Origin of the sequence: Aeromonas sp. SG16 (genome assembly GCF_024436135.1) — a bacterium.
Lineage (GTDB): Bacteria > Pseudomonadota > Gammaproteobacteria > Enterobacterales > Aeromonadaceae > Aeromonas > Aeromonas jandaei.
The window spans coordinates 200,731-223,283 of record NZ_JANFNW010000006.1 but is presented as its reverse complement, the minus strand read 5'-3'; the positions used below and the strand labels follow the sequence as shown (position 1 = coordinate 223,283).

Sequence of the window (22,553 nt, the reverse complement as noted above, 5' to 3'; positions counted from 1 at the left end):
AACAGAGGAGTTGAATGGAGACAACCTTCCTCGCCACAGCGTTGCCTCATCGGTAATACGGCCTGCAACGTGGCCAAAAAACGAGGCCAGCCGGATTGCCCCGACTGGCCTCGCTCACCACTTGTCACGCCCGTTGCGGGTCGCTACTCAGCGCCAGGGGCTCTGCTGCCACAAGCGGCCAAACCCGGCCTCCAGCGCATGTGCGCCCTGCTGCCCCAATTTCTGGGTCAGGCTCTTGGGCCGGCTGTAGCGAATGCCCACCACCTTGTGCTGGCTGGCCTGTGCCAGCAGGTAGTCATCACTGGTACAAAGGCTATCCACCAGCCCCAACCCCTTGGCCTGACTCGCTAGCCAGTGCTCGCCGGTGGTGACCAGATCGATATCGAGCTGCGGCCGGTGCTCGGCAACAAACTGCTTGAAGCGCTCGTGGATGGCGGCCAGCTCCTCGCGAAACTTCTCGCGCCCCAGATCGTCGTTCTCGCCAAACATGGTGATGGTGCGCTTGTACTGACCTGCGGTGTGCATCTCGAACTCGATGTCGTGCTTTTTCAGCAGCTTGTTGAAGTTCGGCATCTGGGCGATCACCCCGATGGAGCCCACGATGGCAAACGGCGCAGCCAAGATCTGATCCGCCACGCAGGCCATCATGTAGCCGCCGCTCGCTGCCACCTTGTCGATGGCCACGGTAAGCTTGATCCCCTTGTCACGCAACCGCTGCAGCTGGGAGGCAGCAAGACCGTAGCCATGCACCACACCGCCACCGGACTCAAGGCGCAGCAGCACCTCGTCGCCCGGCTGAGCTACGCCGATCACCGCGCTCACCTCTTCGCGCAGTGATGCAACCTCTTTGGCATCCATGCTGCCATTGAAATCGATGACGAACAGCCTGCTGCGCTCGTCACCCGCCTTGGCGCGCTTTTTCTGCTCCTCTTTCTGCTGCTTCTCCAGCACTTTGCGCTCGGCCTTGCTGGCCAGTGCGCTCTTGAGTGCAAACTGCCCCTGCTCCAGCTCGTTAGAAAGATCGGTCACCACCAGCTCGCCCTTGCGCGCCTTGGGTTGACGACTGCTGACCACCATCAGGACGATGGCGCCGATGGCCAGCAAAAAGGTCACGGTTTTGGCCAGAAACAGGCCATATTCGGTCAAAAATGTCACGGTGGACTCCAGAGAGGATCGGTTTTGTCACATTCTAGGGAGTTTGCCGGACGCGCGCAAAAACTCTGCATCAAGCCGTTAAAAATCCAACCTGATACTCACAACCCCTCTATTTTCTTCACATTTTTTCGGCGATGAGCTGGTCAAACCGAGGCGCGGATCAGTACACTTGGCCTCGATTGCCATGCACTTATGGCCGGAATTTGTTAACAGGAGTTGCCATGCTCGATTATCAGGCCCCCCGCGATCTGCTCAGGGAGAAGGTCATTCTGGTCACCGGTGCCGGAGACGGGATCGGCCGCGAAGCCGCCCTCACCTATGCCGCCCACGGCGCTACCGTGATCCTGCTCGGCCGCACCAGCGCCAAACTTGAAGCCGTCTATGACCAGATTGAGGCTGCCGGTCACCCGCTGCCCGCCATCGTCCCGCTCGATCTGAAAACCGCAACCGCCGCCGATTATCGTGGGCTGGCCACCACCTTCACCCGCCAGTTTGGCCGCCTCGACGGCATTCTGTTCAATGCCGGACTGCTCGGCACCCTCTCCCCCTTCGAGCACATTCAGGAGAAGGAGTGGGACGAGGTGATGCAGGTCAACGTCAAATCGGAATTTCTGCTGACCCAGGCGCTGCTGCCGCTGGTTCGCCAGAGCGCCAAAGAGCACGGCGATGCCTCCATCGTCTACACCTCCTCCAGTGTGGGCCGCAAAGGACGGGCTTACTGGGGCACTTACGCCATCTCCAAATTTGCCATCGAGGGGATGATGGAAGTGCTGGCGGACGAGCTGGAAAACACCGGCGTGCGGGTCAATACCCTCAACCCGGGTGGCACCCGGACCAAGATGCGGGCCAGCGCCTTCCCGGCGGAAGATCCGATGCACCTCAAGACTCCGGCCGACCTGATGCCGCTCTACCTCTATCTGATGGGAAGCGACAGCCGGGGCAAAACCGGCCAGACCTTTGTGGCGCAGCCCAAATAAGCCAGGAAAGCGGCGCAGCCCAAATAAATCAACAAAATAACCGGGTTATTGCGAGACAGGGGTTAAATTGAATAGGGAGCCTCGGCTCCCTGCATCTCCCTGACTCCACCCTCTCCAATCAGGTTGAACTATGTTTCGTCCCAAAAGCACGTTTGAGCAATGGCGGATCTTTCAGGCAGTGGTCGACTGTGGCGGCTACGCCCAGGCGGCCGAGGCGCTGAACAAGAGCCAGTCCTCCCTCAACCATGCGGTTGCGAAGTTGCAGCAGAGTCTGGGGGTACCCCTGCTGGAGGTGCGTGGCCGCAAGGCGGTGCTGACCCCGGCGGGGGAGATCTTCCTCAAGCGGGCACGCCAGTTGAGCCAGCAAGTGGAGGAGCTGGAGAATCTGGCCAATAACCTGGAACGGCAGTGGGAGCCGCAGATCAACCTCTATGTCTCGGCGCTACAGCCGAGGGAGCGCCTCTACCGTGCGCTGGCCCACTTCTACCCCCGCAGCCGTGGCTGCCGGGTCAATCTGCACGAGCGAATTCACTGCCATTTCAACGCGTTGCAGCCAGGGGATCTGATGCTCTCGGAACATCTGCCGGGGGATCGCACCGGGTTGGTGCTGGACGAGGTGTGCCTGCGTCCACTCTGCGCCGCCAGCCACCCGCTGGCCCAGCTGGAGGGGCCCATCAGCCTCGATGACCTCACCAGCCACAACCAGATCAGCCTTCATCCCCCCATTCACCGCTCGGTGGACTGGAACGACGCGGATGATACCGGCTGGAAGGCGACGCACTATCACGAGGTGATCAGCATGATCCTGCAGGGGCTTGGCTACGCCTGGTTGCCACGCCATCTGGTGGAAGCAGAGCTGGCCTCCGGCGCGCTGGTGCAGCTCGATCTGGAGAGCGGCAACGAACGCCACCTCTACACCTACCTGCTTACTCTCTCTCCCGAATCACTTGGCCCCGCCACCGAGCTGCTGCTGCGCTGCCTGCGCAACGAGTATCAGGGCGAGCAGAGCCTCTCCGCACAGGGTAAATAAGCCGCTACCCTTTTCTCCTAGACGTTGGGCACCCGCCAGCAGGCGGCCAGCGCCACCATGGCCAGCACCAGTGCCACCATAAAGACACCGTGAAAGCTCCACACCTCCGCCACTATGCCGGCAATGGCCCCCGCCATGATCGAGCCGGTGCGGATGCTGTTCGAGAAGAGCGTGGTGGCAACCCCTGCCCGACCCGGCATCAGATCCTGAAAATAGGACATGCCGATCCCCGCAACGATACCGATGAAGATGGCGTTGAAGAGCTGCAGCGCGATCAGCGCATAGTGGCTGGTGAAGCTCACCAGCCCGCCATAGAAGATGACGCCGGCCAGCACCGCCAGCAGCATCATGGGCCGCTTGCCAAACCGCGCCGTGTAGTAACCCGCCAGCAGCATGAAGGGGATCTCGAGGGCCGCAGCCGTCCCCATCAGCACCCCGGCCAGCTTCTCGTCCATTCCCAACTCGCGAGTGATGTAGAGCGGCATATTGATGAGGTACATGCTATTGCAGGTCCACATCAGGGTGGACGCGATAAACAGCGCCCGCACCGAAGGATCCCGCCAGCTGCTGACCCGCTCGCTCTCTTCGGCCATCTTGGGCAACGGCAGAGAGGGGAGCCAGCGCCAGACCACCAGGGTACAGAGCAGATAGGCAACCGCAGAGGCGAGATACATCACCTCGAAGCCGTAGCCGATGGCCAGCGCAAAGGCGATGGGCGGACCGATGACCCAGGCCAGCGAGAACTGGGCGCGCATCACCGAGCTGAACATGTCAGCCCGTTTGTTGCGGCTGTCGGAGTACTCCCGCGCCAGTGCAAACAGCTGGGGGCTGGCCGTGGCCGCCAGACTGGCCAGCAATACCCCCAGACTCACCAGCAGCCAGTAGTTGCGGTTCCAGGCAAACAGCAGGGAGAGGGCGATGCCGGCAAAACAGCAGCGCAGGATCAGGCGCTTGCGATCCCCTCGGTTGTCGGAGCGATGGCCCAGCCACTGGCTGATCAGAATACCGACCACGGCATTGATGGTGTAAAAGAAGCCCACCAGAAAGGGGCGCACCTGAACCTCTTGAGCAAGAAAGAGGCTCAAGGTTGGCACCTGAAGCGCTACCGCCACACCGGTCATGAAGGTGACAGCAAGAAAGGAGAGGGATACGGGATCGGGGCGTCTTGTTACCGCCGTCAGCAAGGCCATAGGATTACCATTCGTCGCGAAGCAGAAAATACGGAAGGTCAGCGCAGCAACCGCATGAAAAAACCGCACTTATCTTATGTCATTATCAAGAGCCGGCTCAAGGCTGCTCACCCCGGGGTTGTCGCTTGCGGGGCGGGCCGCGACCCCGTAGAGTGAAAGCCCATCTGGCCAGCACAAGGAGTTCGCATGTTTGATTTTGATCGGGAAGTTGACCGCAGTGGCACCATGAGTCTGAAGTGGGACAAGTACAAGGGTCAGGATGTGCTGCCCATGTGGGTTGCCGACACCGACTTTGTCTCTCCGCCATCCGTGATCGAGGCGCTCACCCAACGGGTTGCCCACGGCATTTTCGGCTACTCTCGCCCCTCCCCCCGCCTGATCGAACTCATCATCGAACGGCTGGCCACCCGCTATGGCTGGGCCATCCAGCCGGAGTGGCTGGTCTTCCTGCCCGGCGTGGTACCGGGGCTCAACCTTGCCTGCAAGGCGTGGAGCCAGCATGGCCGCGGCATCATCACCCCCAAGCCGGTCTACTACCCCTTCCTGCAGGCGCCGGGCTTCAACGACCGTCCCCTGCTCACCGTCCCCATGGTGGAAGAGGCCGGTCGCTGGGTGCTGGATCTTGTGGAACTGGAGCGCCAAGCCCCCTCGGCCGACCTGCTGCTGCTCTGCAACCCCCACAACCCGGGCGGCACCGTCTTTACCCGCGAGGAGCTGCTGGCCATCGACGCCATCGCCGAGCGCCACAATCTGGTGATCTGCTCAGACGAGATCCACTGCGACCTGCTGCTGGACAAGTCGGCCCGCCACATCCCCTACGGCGCCATCAGCCAGGAGGCTGCCGAGCGCTGCGCCGTGATGATGGCCCCGAGCAAAACCTTCAACATCGCCGGCCTCTGCTGCTCCTTTGCCGTGGTACCCAATGCCCGTCTGCGCTTCCGTTTGCAACAGGCGATGCGCGGCATCAGCGCCGACGTCAACCTGCTTGGCTTTGTGGCGGCTGAAGCGGCCTATGAGGGCGGCGAGCAGTGGCTCTGCGAACAACTCGACTATCTGGCGGCCAATCTGGCCCTGATCCAGCAGGCCGTCGCCCGCTGGCCCGGTGTCGAGCTGGCCAGCCATCAGGCGACGTATCTGGCCTGGCTCGATGTGAGCGCGCTCGGGCTGGACGATCCCGTCGCCTTCTTTGAACAGGCAGGGGTCGGTCTCTCGCCGGGTGCCCAGTTTGGCAATGGCCAGTTCGTGCGCCTCAACTTCGGCTGCACCAAAGCGCGTCTGGTCGAGGCTCTGGCGCGGATGGAACAGGCTATCCTGAGCCACGGCAAACAGTAACAACTGACAGGACGGGCAGTGCCCGTCCCCTTTTCCTGCACCACCAGCCAGCGGTTAACTATGTACCCACGGATTTTGCATCACATCCTGCTCTTACTCGGCATCCTGCTCCCCTTCGGCAGTCAGGCGCTGACCATCGGCACGGGCCCCCTCAATGGCGTCTACTACCCCACGGGAGGCGCCATCTGCCGGGTGCTCAATGTCGATCACGCCCTGCATGGCGACAGCTGTACGGTGCAGAGCACCCGCGGCTCTCTGGCCAATCTCAAGGCGCTGAACAAGGGAGAAGTGCAGCTGGCACTGGTGCAGTCCGACGTGCTCCACCATGCACTCCATGGCACCGGCCCCTTCAGCGGACAGGGAGCCAATCACAAGCTGCGCAGCCTGTTTCGCCTCTATCAGGAGTCGCTGACCCTGCTGGCCAGTGCCAACAGCAATATCACCACCTTGGCCGATATCGAGGGCAAGCGGGTCTACCCGGGCAATGCCGGGGCCGGCGACATGGTGACCAGTCAGGCCCTGATGGGCGCCATGGGGTGGCATCCCAAGCAGTTTGCCGCCTACAAGCTCAAATCACCGCAAACCCCGCTGGAGGGACTCTGTGACGGCACTCTGGACGCAGCCTTCGTGGTGGTGGGCCACCCGAGCCAGGCGATCGGCGATCTGATTAGCCGCTGCCAGGTACGCCTCATCCCTATCGAAGGGGACCAGATCGACAAACTGCTTAAGCAGCATCCCTACTACCAGCGCAGCCAGATCGCCGCCAACCTCTATCCGGGACAGCTCACTGCCATCAACAATATCGGGATGAGCGCCGAGCTGGTGGCGCTGGCCAGCCTGCCGGATCCCATCGTTCGCACTGTGCGCGACACCCTGCTGGCGCGGGTCAGGCAGTTCAGCCGCCTCCACCCGGCCCTGAGTACCGTGACGCCGGAACAGCTGCAGGCGCAGACCGAGCTGCCGCTGCACCCGGGCATGTCGGATGACGTGCCCGAACCGCTGCCGCTCGCCCCCGAGCAGCTGACAGAGGGGGAAGCGCCCTCTGCAGCCACCAGTGCAGCCATCTCGACAGGGGTCGCCTCTGACGTGGCTTCCGGTGCTGTCTCCAGCGCTGAACCGACCACCAGCAGCGCGGCGGTCGTGACGCAGCCAGCCTCCGAGCCACAACCGACCCAGCTCGAACCTGCCACTTCCGCAGCGGCACCTGCGGCTGCCCCCTCTGACGCGGTACCGACAAGCGAGGAAGTGGCGGCACCAGCCATTCAAGCCAGTGAAGCGACCCAACCTGCCGCCAGTGCGGCAGTAGAGACCACACCAGCAACCGAGCCTGTAGCGACCAGCAGCAGCGCCGTTGCCACCAGCAGCGCTGCCGCGACGCAATAAAGCGACGCCGGGCGGGTATATCAAGCAAAAAGAGCAGCCTTGGCTGCTCTTTTTGCTTATCTCGGTTTCTTCCCTATCTCAGCTCGGGTTGTTTATCTGTCCCAGCCAGATAGGGGTTGGGTTTGTGGATCTCCTCCTCCACCCAGACAAGCAGTTGCTTGATGGCGCGCGACAGCACCTGATTCTGGCGCACCACATAACCCAGGCTGGTACCCGGGAAATCGGTCAGGCTGGCAACCGGTGCGGTCAGGTTGAGGCGAGGATGCAAGGAGAAGTCGGGCACGATGGCGACGCCAAACCCGGCTTCGGCCCAGTCCAGCTGGGCATCCACGCTACCCACCTCCATGATGCGGCATGGTGGCAGCGCCAGCAGCGGTAAGGAGGGATCAATAAGGGCCCTGGTACGGGTGTCATGACCAAGCAGGATCAGGGTCGGCTCATCGAGGGGATCGCTCTCCCCCGCTCTGGCCCGCGCCTGCCAACGGGCGAGACCGTGGCCCAGCGCGCACCATGTCACCTGCTGCAGTTCGGTGTAGAAGAGCGGTTCACTGCGCTTTTGCGCCATCACAAACCCCAGATCCGCCTTGCCGCTTTTGACCAGCTCCGCCGCCTGATCCGAGGTGGTGTTGAAGAGGGTGAGGTCGATGCCGGGAAACTCCCGCTTGAAGCGCTGAAACGGCTGAATGAGCAACAGGCGCGAGATGATGTCGCTGGCGGCGATGGCCAGCGTCCCCTGACTCAACTGGTTGAGGGCATTGAGATCGGATTGGCAAAGCTGGAGTTCGGCGATGGCCCGCTCGGCGCTTTGCAACAGCCGCTCGCCAGCCTGAGTCAGACGAAAAGGGCTGCGCTCGATAAGCCGCACCCGGGTCGCCTGTTCCAACCGCTTGATATGCAGACTCACGTTGGGCTGGGTCATGTGCAGTTCGGTGGCGGTCTGGCCAAAGTGCTGCAACCGGGCCAGGGTGACGAAGGTTTGCAGCCAGTGGATGTCCAGCATAAGACTCCCTCAACTCACTGTTCATTGGGCTCTGCGCGGCGATCTTGCGGCCACATGCCGATAAATTGGCCATCATTATATGGTTTTATTATCGGAACTATAAAGATAATTAATTTTTCTAATCCGCAGCAGGCTCCTAGGATGAACGCCTAACGTCTTAGGAGAAAGAGTCATGTCGTCTATCGTAGTCGTAGGTGCCAACTGGGGTGATGAAGGCAAAGGCCGCATCGTGGATTATCTGGCAGGCCAAGCTGGCGCCAGCATTCGCTTCCAGGGCGGCAACAACGCCGGCCATACCGTCGTCAACGACCTTGGCACCTTCAAGCTGCACCAGGTTCCGAGCGGTGTCTTCAACCCGAACTGCCTGGTCGTGCTGGGCCCGGGCATGGTGATCAGCCCCGAGAAGCTCACCGTCGAACTAGACGAAGTGAAAGCCTCCGGTGTCGTTCCCAAGCTGGCCATCTCTGACCGCGCTACCCTCTGCCTGCCGCTGCACGCCATGGAAGATACCCTGGAAGAGCAGCGTCTGGGTGACGGTGCCTACGGTTCCACCCGTCAGGGCATTGCGCCGGCCTACGGCGATCGCGTCATGAAGAAAGCGATCCTGGTTGGCTGGCTGAAGCAGCCGGAAGTACTGGTCGAGCGCATTCAATTCTTCCTCGACTGGAAACTGCCGCAACTTAAAGCGCTCTATCCGACCTTCGAATTCAACCAGACTGCCCAGGAGATGGCTGACTGGCTGCTGGAAGTGTCCGCTCCCTGGCTCGACTCCGTCTGCAACGTCAGCATGCCGCTCAAAGAGCTTCAGGCCGAAGGCAAGACCCTGCTGTTCGAAGCTCAGCTGGGCGCCGGCCGTGACCTGATCTACGGCGAATACCCCTGGGTGACCTCCTCCCACGTATCCGGCGCCTATGCCGGCATCGGTGGCGGTCTGCCGGGCCTGCGTCCCGAGCGCGTCATCGCTGTTGCCAAGGCATTCAGCACCTCCGTCGGCACCGGCACCCTGCTGACCGCCATGGAGAACCAGGACGAGTTCCGCAAGATCGCCAACGAATTCGGCGCCACCACCGGCCGTCCCCGTGACGTCGGCTACTTCGATGCCGTTGCCACCAAGAACGGTGTCGAGCTGCAGGCTGCGACCGAAGTCGCCCTGACCAAGCTGGACTGCCTGACCGGTCTGCCGGATCTGAAGATCTGCGTGGCCTACGAAGGTGCCCACACTGAGAACCCGATTTGGCCGCAAACCGCTGCCCTGAAGCCGGTTTACGAGCAGATGGAAAGCTGGAGCGAAGACATCACCGGCTGCCGCACCTTCGAAGAGCTGCCCAAAGCAGCCCAGCAGTACGTACTGCGTATCGAAGAGCTGCTGGGCGTACCGGTTCCGATGGTCTCCGTCGGCCCGGGCCGTGACGAGATGATCCTGCGTTAATCCGCGCGCTCAACTGTCAGCACAGTGAAGAACCGGCATCCATGATGCCGGTTTTTTTATGGCTGCGATTTACCCTCTCGCCATAAAAACAACCAAAAGGCTCAATTAACTCTGCAATCGACAGCACATTGAGTCGTTCTGCAACAACATCCTGCGCCACCCTCGCTAAAGTGAACCCGTTACCACACGAGGAGTCACCCGATGAAATTGTTCAAACACAGCGCCCTGCTGCCACTACTCTGCCTGACGGCCATGCCAGCCTTTGCCATGACCCTGAAGAGCAGCGATATCCACGAAGGCCAGCTGATGGACAAAGCCTTCAGCTTCAACGGCTTTGGCTGCAGCGGCGACAACCGTTCACCCCAACTGAGCTGGCAGGATCTGCCGGCCGGCACCAAAAGCGTTGCCATCACAGCCTATGACCCCGATGCCCCCACCGGCAGCGGCTGGTGGCACTGGCTGGTGGTGAACCTGCCGGCTACCCAGAGCGAGCTCGCCAGCGATGCCTCCGGCAAGCTCAAGCAGGGACTGGAGCTTAAGACCGACTTCGGCAGCCAGGGCTACGGCGGCCCCTGCCCGCCCGCTGGCCACGGCATGCATCGCTATCAGTTCACCGCCTGGGCCCTGCCCCAGAATCTGGAGGTAAAAGCAGACACCCCGCCAGCCATGGTAGGCTACATGCTCAACAGCATGGCCCTCGGCAAAGCCACCCTGACCGCCACTTTCGTCACCCCCTAGGAGCAACCGGATGAGCACGCCTCTGCTGCAACAGCACCACTATCTCGGGATCCACCAGCAGCCGCTGCACCGTGTACTCATCTATGCGCCGACCATCATCTGGGTCAAACAGGGCAGGAAGCTGCTCTGGTGGCAGGAGCGACGTCTCTCGTTTGGCAAGGAGAGCTGGCTGCTGATCCCGGCGGGTCACCAGCTCACCTTCGTCAACCAGCCGGAGCAGGAGAAGTTTCGCTCCCATGTCCTTACCCTGCTGACGCCGCCACCCGCCGAGTGGCTGCCCGATACGCCCTCCGCCACTCAGGCGATGGCAAATCCCGCGATAAAGGTGACGACAAGCCTCGCCTACTGCTTCGAGATGGTCTGTACCATGACTGAGCGGGGGCTGAGTGAGGCGACCCAGACCGAGCTGCTGCGGGCCTTCTATGCGGAGTTGAGGGCTGCTGGCGCTCTTCATCTGCTCTTTCCCGCCAGCACCATGACCCTCGGCGAGCGGCTGGCCCGTTACCTTGGTGTTGAGCCCGGTGCAGATCACACGCTGGAAACTGTTGCCCCTCACTTCTCGATGAGCCGCGCCTCGCTGGTTCGCAAACTGACAGCCGAAGGGCGCACCTTCCGTCACCTGCTGGCTCAGGTACGGATGAGCCATGCACTCACTCTGTTGCAACAATCACTCTCCCTGCAAGAGGTAGCCATCGCCTGCGGTTATGACTCCCTCAGCCGCTTTGCAGCCCGCTTCAAACAGGAGTTCGGCCTGACCCCTTACCAATACCTGCAAACCTGCCCTGCCGTACGACTCGGTAACACAAAGTAAAACATTACTAAATAAATCCATTATGTAACCTGATGTAACCAGGTGATCATGCTCACATTGCCACCTCTTCAGAATGTGATCTCGCGCCAACGCTCCCATTTCCCTTGCCATACAATGGCTACCCAAAACCTTTTCACTAAAAATAAGCGTAAAAAACCTTCCTCTTAACCTACATAAACGGAATTGGAGCGAGAAATGTTTCGTAAAACTTTACTCTCGGTAGCCCTCGGCACCGCCCTGTTCGGACTGACTGCCTGCAACGATAACCAGACAGAGAGCAGCACCGTCGCCAAACCGGAGCAGGCCATCCAGTACAAGGACGTGATCGACCGCCGGGGAACACCGACCCAATTCCGCGACTTTGACAGCTACTCCAACCTCAAATACAACCCGCTGCTCGATCTGGGCGCCTGGCACGGCTTCCTGCTGCCAGCCAGCGACAAGGAGTGGGGGGGATTCACCGGCCCCATGGTCATCTCGGAGGAGTACAGCCTCTTCTTCGCAAGCGAGCTGGACAAGCTCACCCTGAGCGATGCGAGCGGTCGGGCTTTCCCGCTCACCAGCGCCAGCAAGCAAGAGGTGTACGCCATTCCAGGTGCGTTGGTGCAACGCTTCGAGTTCGAGCCCTTCACACTGGAGCTGGAGCTGCGCTACGGCGATGCCCGCACCGCACTGACCCGCACTCGCCTGCAAAACCACACCGATGCCCCACTCACCCTCAACCTCAACTGGCAGGGGGAGCTACTCAACCAGTGGGATGCCAAGAAGACGATCGCCGAGCAGTATCCTGGCTGGACCCGCACCATCAGCCAGAACGAGCAGGGGGTCGAGTTCCAGTTCGGCAAGCTGCGCAGTACCTGGAACATCATGCAGAGCGGCAGTGCTCGCTACCGCATCGAACGTACCCTGCCAAGCCGCACCACCATCGACGAAAAGGCGCTGGGTTATGTGAGCGAAGCCACCATCCAACTGGCGGCCAAGGGGAGTGAGGATATCTATACCCTGCAGAGTTACCTCCACTCCGCTGAGGATGCCAACCGCCACCAGCAGAGCCGTCAGGCCTTGCTGGCCGACCCGGCGACCTACTTCGCCGACTCCATCCGCCGCTGGGAAGGCTATCTTGCCAGGGGCCTCTCCAATCAGGGGATCCCGGAATCGGAACGACGCATCGCGGTCAAGGCGATGGAGACCCTCAACGGCAACTGGCGCTCGCCGGCTGGCGCCATCCTGCACGACGGGGTGACCCCTTCCAATACCGCTCGCTGGTTCGACGGCGTCTGGGCTTGGGACAGCTGGAAGCACGCCTACGCCATGGCTCACTTCAACCCGGAAGTGGCCAAAAACAACGTACGCGCCATGTATGACTACCAGATCCAGGCCAATGACCCGGTTCGTCCGCAGGATGCCGGCATGGTGATAGACGCCGTCTTCTACAACAAGCAATCGGATCGCGGTGGCGATGGCGGCAACTGGAACGAGCGCGACACCAAACCGCCCCTCTCAGCCTGGGCCATCTGGGAGATCTACAGCGCCACCAAGGACAAGGCATTCATTGCCGAGATGTATCCCAAACTGCAGGCCTATCACGACTGGTGGTACCGCGCACGTGACAACAACCGCAACGGCATCATCGAATATGGTGCTACCAAGCACGTCGAACATAACGACGAGTACGGCAATATCACCTTCAAGGTGCAGTATGCCAACGGCGTGCCAGGGGGCATCTCACTCTCAGGTTGCAGTAACGAGGGAGATAACTGGTATGGCTGCACCGGCATGGTGCTCTACCAGCAGGTATTGAGTGTTGGCGGCTACAGCGATATGGATATCGGTGCCCAACACGGCGCCGGTTGGGAGTCAGGTATGGACAACGCTGCCCGCTTCGGTTTTATCGAACCGGGTCAGTTGCAACGCTATGCCGACAAGACCTATGGCGGCGATATCGCCAAGGCACGCAAGGACTGGAACGTCTTCTTCTTTGAAAACCATCAGGACAGTGGCGATCTTATCGGCTTCTCCATCGACCAGGAGTCGGTAGAGCTAAACGCCTTCCTCGCCAAGGAGAAACGCATTCTGGCCGACATGGCCGACCTGCTCGGCAAAGCGGATGAGGCCAGCCGCTACCGTGATGGCGCGACCAAGCTTGCCGGCTACATTAACAGTTGCATGTTTGATGACGCCTCCGGCTTCTATTACGACCGACAGATCGCTGCTGGTGATGTAGCCGACAGCAACGGCTGTGTCGGCAAGCTGTTGACCGCCCGCGGCCGCGGCCCCGAGGGGTGGAGCCCGCTCTGGGCCGAAGTCGCCGACCGGGAAAAAGCAGCACGAGTACGCGAAGTGATGCTTAATTCTCAGGAATTCAACACCAAGGTACCGCTCGGCACGGCGGCGCTGACCAACCCGGCTTATGATCCCAACATCTACTGGCGCGGCCGGGTATGGCTGGATCAGTTCTACTTCGGGGTGAAGGGGCTGGAGAACTACGGTTATCGCAGCGATGCCCAGATGCTGGTCAACAAGCTGTTTGCCAACGCCGAAGGGCTGGCTGGCAGCGGCCCCATCCGCGAGAACTACAACCCGGAGAGCGGTGCTATGCAGGGAGCCAGCAACTTCAGCTGGAGCTCGGCCCACCTCTATATGCTCTATCGCAACTTTCTCAAGCCGCAGGAGTAAAGCTGCGCATATGCAAAAGGCCTCCATAGGGAGGCCTTTCTTATGCTTGGCTGACAGGCGGCATTGCTGGCCGCAGAGCCTCTGTCAGTAAGTGGCGAGCGGCAGAGAGAGCCGCTTGGCCAGAGCCTGGAAGTTCTGGCTCACTTCGGCCCCGAACAGGGGGTCACCGATGGCACGGTTTTGCCAGTTTTGCTCCAGATGACGCCAGTCATCCTCGGTCAGAGAATCGCGCAGATGGGGGAAGATGATTCCCTCCTCGTAATTCATGTGCGCCTCCTGCAGCTCAACAAAACGCTCCAGCTTGGCGGTGAACTGGTCGAGCGGGATCACTGCATCCATCAGGATCATCTCCACCATCTCCTTGAGCTCGCCACCTGCCTCCAGCAGCTTGACGTGCTCCTCCTGCAACCGGTTGGCAACCTCCCCCTCTACCACCCGGTATTTCAGGTAGTAGTCATAGATAAGGTCTTCCTTGGGATGGTGGTACTTGTCTGAAACCTCCCGCAGATAGTCGATGACGTCGCGCACCAGAAAATAGCTGATGGGCTGCTCGGCATGAATGGCTGCCAGCTTCTGCTTGAGCAGCTCCAGCAGTCGGGCGATGTTGAGGTGATCCTTGTGCAGACTCGATAACATGGGCACTCCTTGGCGCTGAAATAAGATGTTATTTTCCTGAGTATACGGTCATTTGTCGCCCGAACTTTGCACTCAATCAAGTGGGCGGCAGACAGATTGCCACTCAATGGGACTCTTGCCCTGCTGCTCCAGCAGCTGGTTGGTTTGCGAAAAATGGCCGCAACCGATGAAACCGCGATGGGCGGAGAGGGGGCTGGGATGGGGGGCCGTCAGCACATGATGGCGCTGCCGGTCGATAAAACGCCCCTTCTTCTGGGCATGGGAACCCCACAACAGGAACACCACCCCGTTGCAGCTGGCATTGATCTGCTCGATAACCCTGTCGGTAAAGGTCTCCCAACCCAGATGGGCATGAGAGTGAGCCTGACCGGCCTGCACCGTCAGCACGGTATTGAGCAACAATACCCCCTGCTTGGCCCAGGATTCGAGGAAACCGTGGTTGGGTGTGACGAAACCTGGCAGGTCGCGCTGCATCTCTTTATAGATGTTGACCAGAGAGGGGGGCGTACGCACGCCGGGCAGGACGGAGAAGCAGAGACCATGCGCCTGGTTGGGGCCGTGGTAGGGATCCTGTCCCAGGATGACGACCTTGATCTGATCCAGCTCGGTCAGCTTGAAGGCATTGAACACATCGGCCGCAGGGGGATAGATTACCTTGCCCGCTTCCCGCTCTGCCCTGACAGTCGCCAGCGTACTCTTGAAATAGTCCTGCTCTTTTTCAGAGCCAATCACATCACTCCAGGTCAGCACCCCGAACTCCTCACTTGATACGGCGAAGGAGTCAGGATAGGGGCGCCGCCCGCAAGACGCAACCGTGACTCACACTTTCCAGAGCCTGGCGAGCCGCCCGGAGCGCTCCAGTTTGTGCAGACCCGCATTGAACAGCAGCATCAGACGACGCGCATCGGGATCCGCCTTGCGCATCAGCAGATAACCGGGTTGAGACCAGATAGGATCGGGCGCGCTGGTCAACGACAGCGCCCCGGGATGGCGGGATTGCATCTGCTGGAAGAGGGCCTTGGCCACCTGCTCATCCATCACCAGATAGCGAATACGCCCGGCGACGAGCTTCTCAAGGCTCTCCTGATCAGAATCAGACCACTCAAGAGCCAGTTCGGATTGACGGGCGGCAAAACCATCCCCGTAAAAATAGCCGCGGGTCACCCCCACCGGCTCGTGGTTGATCCCCGCGAGATTGACGACCGGCGAACCGGACAAGGTAAAAAGACGGGTCGTGAACTGGCCGAGCGATGCGGAGAGATAGAAGCTCTGTTCACGTTCGCGAGAACGAAACCAGGGCATAGTCACAACATAATCCCCGGCAAGAGTGAGCTTGTAAGCTTCAGCCCAGGGGTAAAAGTGAAAGCTGACATCAAGCCCCTCGGCGGCAAAGGCTTCGCGCACCACCTGACAGAGGAACCCCTGCTCGGGCAGAGACTCGCTGATATAGGGCGGCCACTCGCCCACGGCGATCCGGACTGTTTCGGCCCGCCCCATTCCAGCCACAACCAGGCAGCAGGCCACTATCAGCCAGCGCCATTTTTGCCACCCACTCTTCACCCGCGACTCTCCTCTTTATTTTCCATCAAGTGTAGTTCTCTCGAGTCACCCTTCTCTGATACGCACCACAAACACCATAAGGTGTAGTTAAATTACTAGATTTAAAAGATAAAAGATGCATAATCCGGATATCTTACAAAATCAGAAAAATGACCTATTTTTGATTCAACTCAAGAATTTAATCCCATTGAAATGGCGATTTGTCGATTTTTATTGATCTAGATCAATTTTGGTAATATTACCACCGTGGTATATATGACCCCAACAAAGTAAAGGTGTAAGGCAAGGGCCCTTTAAGTCGTCGATATCCTCGGTAGCTTAAATACATCAGGGTAATTTCCTTACAGTTGGATTCGCGTTCCCATTGAGGAGTCATACCATGATCAAAGGCATTCAAATCACCCAGGCCGCCAACACCGCTCTGCTGAACTCTTTCTGGCTGCTGGACGAAGAAAAGCAACAGGCTCGCTGCATCTGTGTCAAAGGCGACGCCTTTGCTGCCGATCAGGAAGTTCAACTGGCTGATCTGGGTCAGTTCGAATACCGCGAGCTGCCTGTTCAAGCTGAACCTGCCGTTGAAGGTGGCCAGCACCTGAACGTCAACGTACTGCGTCGCGAAACTCTGGAAGATGCAATCGCCAACCCGGAGAAGTACCCGCAGCTGACCATCCGCGTTTCCGGCTACGCAGTGCGCTTCAACGCCCTGACCCCGGAACAGCAGCGTGACGTTGTTACCCGTACCTTCACCCAGAGCCTGTAATTCACTCTCTGTCATGAAGTGATGGCATCCATGGATATCACTAAAAAACGGCCCGAGGGCCGTTTTTTTATTGCGTTGCGTTCAGCCTGACAGGCTCCGTTACACCTTTTCGGTTTCCAGAACCCCGCCCTTGCGGCCCAGCACGCCCTCCATTTTCTTCACATCCAGCTGCTTGCAATATTTTGCCACCACCACGGTCGCAACCCCGTTGCCAATCAGGTTGGTCAGCGCCCGCGCTTCCGACATGAAACGGTCTATCCCCAGGATCAGCGCCAGACCGGCCAGCGGCAGGTGGCCAACTGCGGAGATGGTCGCAGCCAGCACAATGAAGCCGCTCCCGGTGACCCCGGCCGCCCCTTTCGAGGAGATAAGCAGCACCACCAGCAGCGTGATCTGATGGAACAGATCGAGCGGGGTGTTGGTCGCCTGGGCGATGAAGATGGCTGCCATGGTCAGATAGATGGAGGTGCCATCCAGGTTGAAGGAGTAACCGGTCGGAATGACCAGCCCGACTACCGATTTCTGGCAACCCAGCTTCTCCATCTTGTCCAGCATGCGCGGCAGAGCTGACTCGGAGGAGGAAGTACCCAGCACGATCAGCAGCTCCTCGCGGATGTAAGAGATGAAGCGCAGGATGCTGAAACCGGAGGCTTTGGCGATGCTGCCCAGCACGATAAAGATGAAGAAGAGGCAAGTGAGATAGAAGCAGGCGATAAGCTGGCCCAGTTGCACCAGAGAACCCACCCCGTATTTGCCGATGGTAAACGCCATGGCACCGAATGCCCCTACCGGCGCCAGCTTCATGATCATGTTGATGATGCCGAAGATGACGGTGGAGAAGCTCTCGATGACCCCGAAAATTATTTTCCCCTTCTCGCCGATATGGTGCAGGGAGAAGCCAAACAGCACGGCAAAGAGCAGCACCTGCAGGATGTTGCCGCTGGCAAAGGCACCGATCACGCTACCCGGAATGATGTCGAGCAGGAATGGAATGATCCCCTGTGACTTGGCCTGCTCGGCATAGACGGCGATGGCGCTGGCATCCAGTGCGGCAGGATCAACGTTCATGCCTGCACCCGGCTGCAGCAGATTCACCACGCACAAGCCGATGATAAGGGCAATGGTGCTGACCACCTCGAAATAGACGAGGGCGATGGCACCGGTCTTGCCAACGGCCTTCATGCTCTCCATACCGGCAATCCCTGTCACCACGGTACAGAAGATGACGGGGGCGATAATCATCTTGATCAGTTTGACGAAACCATCGCCAAGGGGTTTCATGTCGGCCCCCAATTGGGGATAGAGGTGGCCAAGACATACCCCGAGGGTTATGGCGAGCAGTACCTGAAAATAGAGGCTGCCCATAATCTTTTTACTCATGCTGCTTCATCCCTTCCGTTGTCGGTGTGTTGTTCTGTTTTATTGGTATGCAGCCCCGATGCATCAGGCAAAAGCAACCCGCAGGAGACGTAACGAATCCTGGATCGGCTGATGCCGCGCACTGGTGACTGTAGCGCCATCATCTCATGTTAAAAAATGGAGTTAAGCGACACCGATCACGCAACATTAGTAACCATTTATAAATATTTATTCACTGATTATTAATTGATGGGTGGCACGCAATGAGGGGGAAGCAGTCTGACATGAGGGAAAAACAGCGGGGATTGAACCAATGACAAGGCCCCGCATGCGGGGCCTTGTCAGTCTTAACCAGCGTTATGGAGCCAATCAGACAGAGGTATCGAGCGGCTCGAAGCCCTTGACCAGATCGTCGATCGCTTTCATCTGCTTGAGGAAGCCTTCCAGCTTGTCGAGCGGCAGCGCGCTCGGGCCATCGCAGCGGGCAATTTTCGGATCCGGGTGGGACTCGATAAAGAGACCGGCCAGACCAACCGCCATACCGGCACGCGCCAGCTCGGTGACCTGCTCGCGGCGACCGCCGGACGCAGCACCCAGCGGGTCGCGGCACTGCAGGGAGTGAGTCACGTCGAAGATAACCGGATAGCCACCAGTGCTCTTCTTCATGACGCCCAGACCCAGCATGTCTACCACCAGGTTGTCATAACCGAAGTTGACGCCGCGCTCGCACAGGATCAGGCGATCGTTGCCGCACTCCTCGAACTTGTCGGTGATGTTCTTCATCTGGCTTGGGCTGAGGAACTGCGGCTTCTTGATGTTGATAACGTTGCCGGTACGGGCCATCGCCTCTACCAGATCGGTCTGGCGCGCCAGGAAGGCGGGCAGCTGGATAACGTCAACCACCTCGGCGACCGGCTTGGCCTGATGGGGCTCGTGCAGATCGGAGATCACCGGCATGCCGAAAGTCGCTTTCAGCTCCTGGAAAATCTTCATCCCCTCTTCCAGACCCGGTCCACGATAGGAGTGGATGGAGGAGCGGTTCGCCTTGTCCCAACTCGCCTTGAAGACAAACGGGATGCCCAGCTTGCTGGTCACTTCCACGTACTTCTCGCACACCGCCATCGCCATGTCGCGAGACTCCAGCACATTCATGCCGCCAAACAGCACGAACGGTTTGTCATTGGCAACGTTGATCTCGTTGATCTTGATATTCTTCTGTTCCATCTAAGACATCCTTAATGGAGGGGCTTGGGGGTCAAATCCAGCGCAGCCAGCTGCACTTTCAGCACGTCGGCTACCGGATCGTCCGGGCATTGTTCAATAAAGTATTCAAAGTCGTCGGCAGCCTGACGGGGACAATCGAGCTGCTCGTAGATAAAGCCGCGATCCCGCGTCTCCAGCGGATCGCCCGGCTTCATCCGCAGCAATAACTCGCTGCAGCGTAGCGCCTCGGACATGCGGTCTTCCCGCAGCAGGGCGCCCTTGCTGACATTGAGCAGCCGCTCGATGATCTCCCACTGGCCAGAGGGCTGCAGGTAATCCGGGGTCAGGGTGGCCAGATCGCCGAGCGCACCGCGCAGCAGCAGTTCGATACGGGCCAGGCTCAGCTCATCGCCGGTGAAGGGATCGACATAAACCTCCCCCTCGCCGCCGGCAAAGCTCACCAGGAAGTGGCCCGGGAAGCAGATCCCCTCTACATCGAGCCCGAGCTTGCGTCCCAGCTGGATGATGAGGATACCGAGACTGACCGGGATCCCCTTGCGCTGCAGCAACACCTGATTGATGTCGCAATTGTCGGCCGAGAAGTAATCCTGCCAGTCGCCGTAAAACCCGAGGCTCTGATAGAACCCACGCAGCAGTTGCTGGCGCACCTCGTCGCAGGTGCCCTCTTCGATCTGCTCGTCCAGCCACTCGTCCAGCAGCTGCAGCTCGCGGATCCCCTGCTCGACCGAGCCATAGATTTCGTCGCTGACCGCCAGGGCCAGCTCGGTTAGCTCATGGGCTTCAAAATCGGTCCATTCGTCTATACGTAACATGCTCTTCATGCCTTAACCGAACAAACTCGCCTGTTTGAGCACTGCCAACTTGGCAATAAAGTAGATCCAGCCGAGCGCCCCCAGAAAAGAGCACCAGCGCACCAGATTGCTTTTGGCCAGCCGCAGCGCCATCGCCGCCAGAAAGACCAATACCAGGATCCCCGTCAGCTTCTCGCTGAGCCAGGGAATGCCGTTATTGAGCGGGTTGAGACCCAGCACCACGCAAAGCAGTATGCCGGAGAGCACCACCAGTCCGTTGAGCAGACCGCTGCTTTTCAGCACGGGTGCGCTGAATGCCCGGCCAGAACCGGCCTGAACCCAGTAAAAACGCAGCATAAACATCAGCACGGCACCGCCAATCAGGGTGAGATGCAGATGCTTGAGCACAAGATAGCTATTCAATATCAATCCTCGATGCAGAGGCCGCGCCCCTGCCCGTCAAACCGGTAGTTAAGAGATTCAGCAGGCCGGGCACATGCCCAGAGTGACCCGCTCGTTCTCCCCGTAATCGCGCACCGTGGTTACGCTGCGATAGCCGAGATCCAGCAACAGCTGGCGCACCGCCATCCCCTGATCCCAGCCATGTTCCAGCAGCAGCCACCCTTCGCTGTGCAGATGGGCCGGGGCATGGGTCGCAATGTGGCGGATATCCGCCAGTCCCGCTTCGTCCGCCACCAGCGCCGAGCGCGGTTCAAAGCGTACATCACCCTGCTCGAGATGGGGATCGGCGCCATCAATATAGGGGGGATTGGAGACAATCACCGCAAAACGGGGGGCCTGCCCATCGAGCGGAGCAAACCAGCTGCCGTCACGCACCTCGATGGGCAACCCCAGCGCCGCGCTGTTCTCACGCGCCAGTGCGGCAGCGTCCGCCATCCTATCCACCGCCCATACATCGAGCTCGGGTCGCTCGGACTTGATGGCCAGCGCGATGGCGCCGGTGCCGGTACCGAGATCCAGCACGGCGCAGGGCCCTTGCGGGATCTTCATCAGCGCCTGCTCCACCAGCACCTCGGTATCGGGGCGCGGGATCAGGGTCGCCGGGCTCACTTTCAACGGCAGCGACCAGAACTCCCGCTCGCCAACGAGATGAGCAATGGGCTCGCCGTTGAGACGACGGGCCAGCCACGTCTGCAGAGTGGCCTGCTGGGCGGCATCCAGCTCACGCTCTGGCCAGGTCATCAGATAGCTGCGCCGGCAGTCAAGCAAATGACAGAGCAGCACATCGGCATCGGCGCGAGGGGACTCCCCCTCAGCCAGTACGGTCATGATATGGGCACGAGCCTGCTGGATCTGCATCAGTGCCGTCCCACCTTAATCAGGCAGTTCTGAATACGAGCTTGCCGGTTCTGCATTTGCATCAATTGCTCTCGGCCAGCGAGGCGAGCTGGTCGGCCTGATACTCCTGCACCAGCGGGGTGATAACGCAGTCCAGATCCCCTTCCAAAATTTCGGAGAGACGGTACAGGGTCAGGTTGATACGGTGCTCGGAGAGACGGCCCTGCGGATAGTTGTAGGTCCGGATGCGCTCGGAGCGATCACCGGAACCCACCAGATTGCGGCGGGTGCTCTGCTCGGCAGCGCGGTGACGCTCATCCTCGGCCGCTTGCAGGCGGGCGGAGAGCACCGACATCGCCTTGGCGCGGTTCTTGTGCTGGGAGCGCTCGTCCTGACACTCCACCACCAGACCGGTCGGCAGGTGGGTGATGCGGATGGCCGAGTCAGTCTTGTTGACGTGCTGACCACCGGCACCGGAGGCGCGGAAGGTGTCGATCTTCAGATCGGAGGGGTTGATCTCGATCTGCTCGGCTTCCGGCACTTCCGGCAGTACCGCGACGGTACAGGCGGAGGTGTGCACCCGCCCCTGAGATTCGGTCTCCGGCACCCGCTGTACCCGGTGACCACCGGATTCAAACTTGAGACGGCCATAGACACGCTCGCCGTCAATCTTGGCGATGACCTCCTTGTAACCGCCATATTCCCCGTCGTTGCAGCTGACGATGGAGACGCGCCAGCCCTGACGCTCGGCAAAGCGGGAGTACATGCGGAACAGATCGCCCGCGAAGATGGCCGCTTCGTCACCGCCGGCCCCGGCCCGGATCTCCAGATAGCAGTTGTTGTCATCCTTGGGATCCTTGGGCAGCAGCATCACTTGCAGCTCCTGCTCCAGCGCCTCCAGATTGGCCTTGGCGAGCGGCAGCTCCTCCTGCGCCATCTCGCGCAGGTCGGCATCATCCTCTTCCAGCATCATCTGGGTCGTCTCCAGATCATCCTGCGCCTGACGGAAACGCTGGAAGGCGTGAACGATATCTTCCAGCTGGGCATATTCACGGGTCAGGGCGCGATAGCGCTCCTGATCCGAAACCACGTCGGGCTCGCCGAGCATGGCCTGAACTTCTTCGTGGCGCTCGATGAGGCCTTCCAGCTTTCTGATCAGTGACGGATTCATAACTCTTGCAATCTCAAATGGAGGACGGGACC

At 59.9% G+C, this 22,553-nt stretch carries 21 protein-coding genes; 9 read left to right on the top strand and 12 right to left on the bottom strand.

Annotated features, from left to right (window positions below):
• Positions 1–147: 147 nt before the first annotated feature.
• Positions 148–1,155, bottom strand: coding sequence for a protease SohB (gene sohB / locus NOM67_RS15515; protein WP_255938470.1), 1,008 nt, complete (start codon positions 1,153–1,155; stop codon positions 148–150).
• A gap of 221 nt (positions 1,156–1,376) precedes the next feature.
• On the opposite strand from sohB, the gene NOM67_RS15510 reads away from it, so the two are divergent.
• Positions 1,377–2,132 carry a YciK family oxidoreductase gene (locus NOM67_RS15510; RefSeq protein ID WP_156853185.1) on the top strand — a complete coding sequence of 252 codons (756 nt, stop codon included), beginning with the start codon at positions 1,377–1,379 and terminating at the stop codon, positions 2,130–2,132.
• 130 nt (positions 2,133–2,262) lie between these two features.
• Complete coding sequence (locus NOM67_RS15505) at positions 2,263–3,162, top strand: LysR family transcriptional regulator (RefSeq protein WP_104014138.1); 900 nt, start codon at positions 2,263–2,265, stop codon at positions 3,160–3,162.
• Between the two features lie 17 nt (positions 3,163–3,179).
• On the opposite strand, the gene NOM67_RS15500 is transcribed toward NOM67_RS15505, so the two are convergent.
• A complete protein-coding gene (locus NOM67_RS15500; RefSeq protein WP_042030068.1) occupies positions 3,180–4,352 on the bottom strand; it encodes an MFS transporter in 1,173 nt (390 codons plus the stop codon).
• Positions 4,353–4,538: 186 nt separating this feature from the next.
• Between NOM67_RS15500 and NOM67_RS15495 the strand changes: the two genes are divergently transcribed.
• Together NOM67_RS15495 and NOM67_RS15490 are read left to right on the top strand one after the other, a co-directional pair.
• A complete protein-coding gene (locus tag NOM67_RS15495; protein WP_255938465.1) occupies positions 4,539–5,684 on the top strand; it encodes a MalY/PatB family protein in 1,146 nt (381 codons plus the stop codon).
• 60 nt (positions 5,685–5,744) lie between these two features.
• Positions 5,745–7,067 carry a TAXI family TRAP transporter solute-binding subunit gene (locus NOM67_RS15490; RefSeq protein ID WP_255938463.1) on the top strand — a complete coding sequence of 441 codons (1,323 nt, stop codon included), beginning with the start codon at positions 5,745–5,747 and terminating at the stop codon, positions 7,065–7,067.
• Positions 7,068–7,140: 73 nt separating this feature from the next.
• Here NOM67_RS15490 and NOM67_RS15485 read toward each other — a convergent pair whose 3' ends face one another.
• Positions 7,141–8,067, bottom strand: a complete 927-nt coding sequence (locus tag NOM67_RS15485; protein WP_255938461.1) for a LysR family transcriptional regulator — start codon at positions 8,065–8,067, stop codon at positions 7,141–7,143.
• 172 nt (positions 8,068–8,239) lie between these two features.
• On the opposite strand from NOM67_RS15485, the gene NOM67_RS15480 reads away from it, so the two are divergent.
• The 4 genes from NOM67_RS15480 to ygjK all read left to right on the top strand — a co-directional run bounded on the left by NOM67_RS15480 (position 8,240) and on the right by ygjK (position 13,721).
• Complete coding sequence (locus tag NOM67_RS15480) at positions 8,240–9,496, top strand: adenylosuccinate synthetase (RefSeq protein ID WP_255938459.1); 1,257 nt, start codon at positions 8,240–8,242, stop codon at positions 9,494–9,496.
• Positions 9,497–9,697: 201 nt separating this feature from the next.
• A complete protein-coding gene (locus NOM67_RS15475) occupies positions 9,698–10,234 on the top strand; it encodes a YbhB/YbcL family Raf kinase inhibitor-like protein (RefSeq protein ID WP_043852173.1) in 537 nt (178 codons plus the stop codon).
• A 10-nt stretch (positions 10,235–10,244) separates the two neighbouring features.
• On the top strand, positions 10,245–11,045 hold the full coding sequence (locus NOM67_RS15470; protein WP_255938455.1) for an AraC family transcriptional regulator: 801 nt from the start codon (positions 10,245–10,247) through the stop codon (positions 11,043–11,045).
• A gap of 195 nt (positions 11,046–11,240) precedes the next feature.
• Positions 11,241–13,721 (top strand): alpha-glucosidase, encoded by a 2,481-nt coding sequence (gene ygjK, locus NOM67_RS15465; RefSeq protein WP_255938454.1) that lies wholly within the window; start codon positions 11,241–11,243, stop codon positions 13,719–13,721.
• An 84-nt stretch (positions 13,722–13,805) separates the two neighbouring features.
• Here ygjK and NOM67_RS15460 read toward each other — a convergent pair whose 3' ends face one another.
• The 3 genes from NOM67_RS15460 to NOM67_RS15450 form a co-directional block, all read right to left on the bottom strand.
• Positions 13,806–14,357 carry a hemerythrin domain-containing protein gene (locus NOM67_RS15460; RefSeq protein ID WP_255938453.1) on the bottom strand — a complete coding sequence of 184 codons (552 nt, stop codon included), beginning with the start codon at positions 14,355–14,357 and terminating at the stop codon, positions 13,806–13,808.
• Between the two features lie 72 nt (positions 14,358–14,429).
• The gene (gene ung / locus NOM67_RS15455; RefSeq protein ID WP_041210707.1) at positions 14,430–15,107 is read right to left on the bottom strand and encodes a uracil-DNA glycosylase; all 678 of its coding nucleotides are present in this window, start codon (positions 15,105–15,107) and stop codon (positions 14,430–14,432) included.
• A gap of 69 nt (positions 15,108–15,176) precedes the next feature.
• The gene (locus NOM67_RS15450) at positions 15,177–15,917 is read right to left on the bottom strand and encodes a transporter substrate-binding domain-containing protein (RefSeq protein WP_255938452.1); all 741 of its coding nucleotides are present in this window, start codon (positions 15,915–15,917) and stop codon (positions 15,177–15,179) included.
• Between the two features lie 379 nt (positions 15,918–16,296).
• Between NOM67_RS15450 and grcA the strand changes: the two genes are divergently transcribed.
• Entirely contained in the window at positions 16,297–16,677 is a 381-nt protein-coding gene (gene grcA, locus NOM67_RS15445) for an autonomous glycyl radical cofactor GrcA (RefSeq protein ID WP_033115325.1), read from the top strand.
• Between the two features lie 99 nt (positions 16,678–16,776).
• On the opposite strand, the gene NOM67_RS15440 is transcribed toward grcA, so the two are convergent.
• The 6 genes from NOM67_RS15440 to prfA all read right to left on the bottom strand — a co-directional run bounded on the left by NOM67_RS15440 (position 16,777) and on the right by prfA (position 22,521).
• Positions 16,777–18,057 carry a dicarboxylate/amino acid:cation symporter gene (locus NOM67_RS15440; protein WP_139394168.1) on the bottom strand — a complete coding sequence of 427 codons (1,281 nt, stop codon included), beginning with the start codon at positions 18,055–18,057 and terminating at the stop codon, positions 16,777–16,779.
• Between the two features lie 348 nt (positions 18,058–18,405).
• On the bottom strand, positions 18,406–19,260 hold the full coding sequence (gene kdsA, locus NOM67_RS15435; protein WP_041210704.1) for a 3-deoxy-8-phosphooctulonate synthase: 855 nt from the start codon (positions 19,258–19,260) through the stop codon (positions 18,406–18,408).
• Positions 19,261–19,271: 11 nt separating this feature from the next.
• On the bottom strand, positions 19,272–20,072 hold the full coding sequence (locus NOM67_RS15430) for a SirB1 family protein (RefSeq protein WP_255938447.1): 801 nt from the start codon (positions 20,070–20,072) through the stop codon (positions 19,272–19,274).
• A 12-nt stretch (positions 20,073–20,084) separates the two neighbouring features.
• On the bottom strand, positions 20,085–20,474 hold the full coding sequence (locus NOM67_RS15425; RefSeq protein ID WP_071913149.1) for a SirB2 family protein: 390 nt from the start codon (positions 20,472–20,474) through the stop codon (positions 20,085–20,087).
• Between the two features lie 57 nt (positions 20,475–20,531).
• The gene (prmC, locus tag NOM67_RS15420; protein WP_255938446.1) at positions 20,532–21,371 is read right to left on the bottom strand and encodes a peptide chain release factor N(5)-glutamine methyltransferase; all 840 of its coding nucleotides are present in this window, start codon (positions 21,369–21,371) and stop codon (positions 20,532–20,534) included.
• Positions 21,372–21,432: 61 nt separating this feature from the next.
• Positions 21,433–22,521 carry a peptide chain release factor 1 gene (gene prfA, locus NOM67_RS15415; RefSeq protein WP_033115320.1) on the bottom strand — a complete coding sequence of 363 codons (1,089 nt, stop codon included), beginning with the start codon at positions 22,519–22,521 and terminating at the stop codon, positions 21,433–21,435.
• Between the last annotated feature and the right edge of the window lie 32 nt (positions 22,522–22,553).

Excerpts from the sequence above, each read along its gene's own strand:
- NOM67_RS15510 (WP_156853185.1), top strand. The coding sequence starts at position 1,377 with ATGCTCGATTATCAGGCCCCCCGCGATCTGCTCAGGGAGAAGGTCATT.
- NOM67_RS15505 (WP_104014138.1), top strand. The coding sequence starts at position 2,263 with ATGTTTCGTCCCAAAAGCACGTTTGAGCAATGGCGGATCTTTCAGGCA.
- NOM67_RS15500 (WP_042030068.1), bottom strand. The coding sequence starts at position 4,352 with ATGGCCTTGCTGACGGCGGTAACAAGACGCCCCGATCCCGTATCCCTC.
- NOM67_RS15495 (WP_255938465.1), top strand. The coding sequence starts at position 4,539 with ATGTTTGATTTTGATCGGGAAGTTGACCGCAGTGGCACCATGAGTCTG.
- NOM67_RS15490 (WP_255938463.1), top strand. The coding sequence starts at position 5,745 with ATGTACCCACGGATTTTGCATCACATCCTGCTCTTACTCGGCATCCTG.
- NOM67_RS15485 (WP_255938461.1), bottom strand. The coding sequence starts at position 8,067 with ATGCTGGACATCCACTGGCTGCAAACCTTCGTCACCCTGGCCCGGTTG.
- NOM67_RS15480 (WP_255938459.1), top strand. The coding sequence starts at position 8,240 with ATGTCGTCTATCGTAGTCGTAGGTGCCAACTGGGGTGATGAAGGCAAA.
- NOM67_RS15475 (WP_043852173.1), top strand. The coding sequence starts at position 9,698 with ATGAAATTGTTCAAACACAGCGCCCTGCTGCCACTACTCTGCCTGACG.
- NOM67_RS15470 (WP_255938455.1), top strand. The coding sequence starts at position 10,245 with ATGAGCACGCCTCTGCTGCAACAGCACCACTATCTCGGGATCCACCAG.
- ygjK (WP_255938454.1), top strand. The coding sequence starts at position 11,241 with ATGTTTCGTAAAACTTTACTCTCGGTAGCCCTCGGCACCGCCCTGTTC.
- NOM67_RS15460 (WP_255938453.1), bottom strand. The coding sequence starts at position 14,357 with ATGTTATCGAGTCTGCACAAGGATCACCTCAACATCGCCCGACTGCTG.
- grcA (WP_033115325.1), top strand. The coding sequence starts at position 16,297 with ATGATCAAAGGCATTCAAATCACCCAGGCCGCCAACACCGCTCTGCTG.
- NOM67_RS15440 (WP_139394168.1), bottom strand. The coding sequence starts at position 18,057 with ATGAGTAAAAAGATTATGGGCAGCCTCTATTTTCAGGTACTGCTCGCC.
- kdsA (WP_041210704.1), bottom strand. The coding sequence starts at position 19,260 with ATGGAACAGAAGAATATCAAGATCAACGAGATCAACGTTGCCAATGAC.
- NOM67_RS15430 (WP_255938447.1), bottom strand. The coding sequence starts at position 20,072 with ATGTTACGTATAGACGAATGGACCGATTTTGAAGCCCATGAGCTAACC.
- prmC (WP_255938446.1), bottom strand. The coding sequence starts at position 21,371 with ATGCAGATCCAGCAGGCTCGTGCCCATATCATGACCGTACTGGCTGAG.
- prfA (WP_033115320.1), bottom strand. The coding sequence starts at position 22,521 with ATGAATCCGTCACTGATCAGAAAGCTGGAAGGCCTCATCGAGCGCCAC.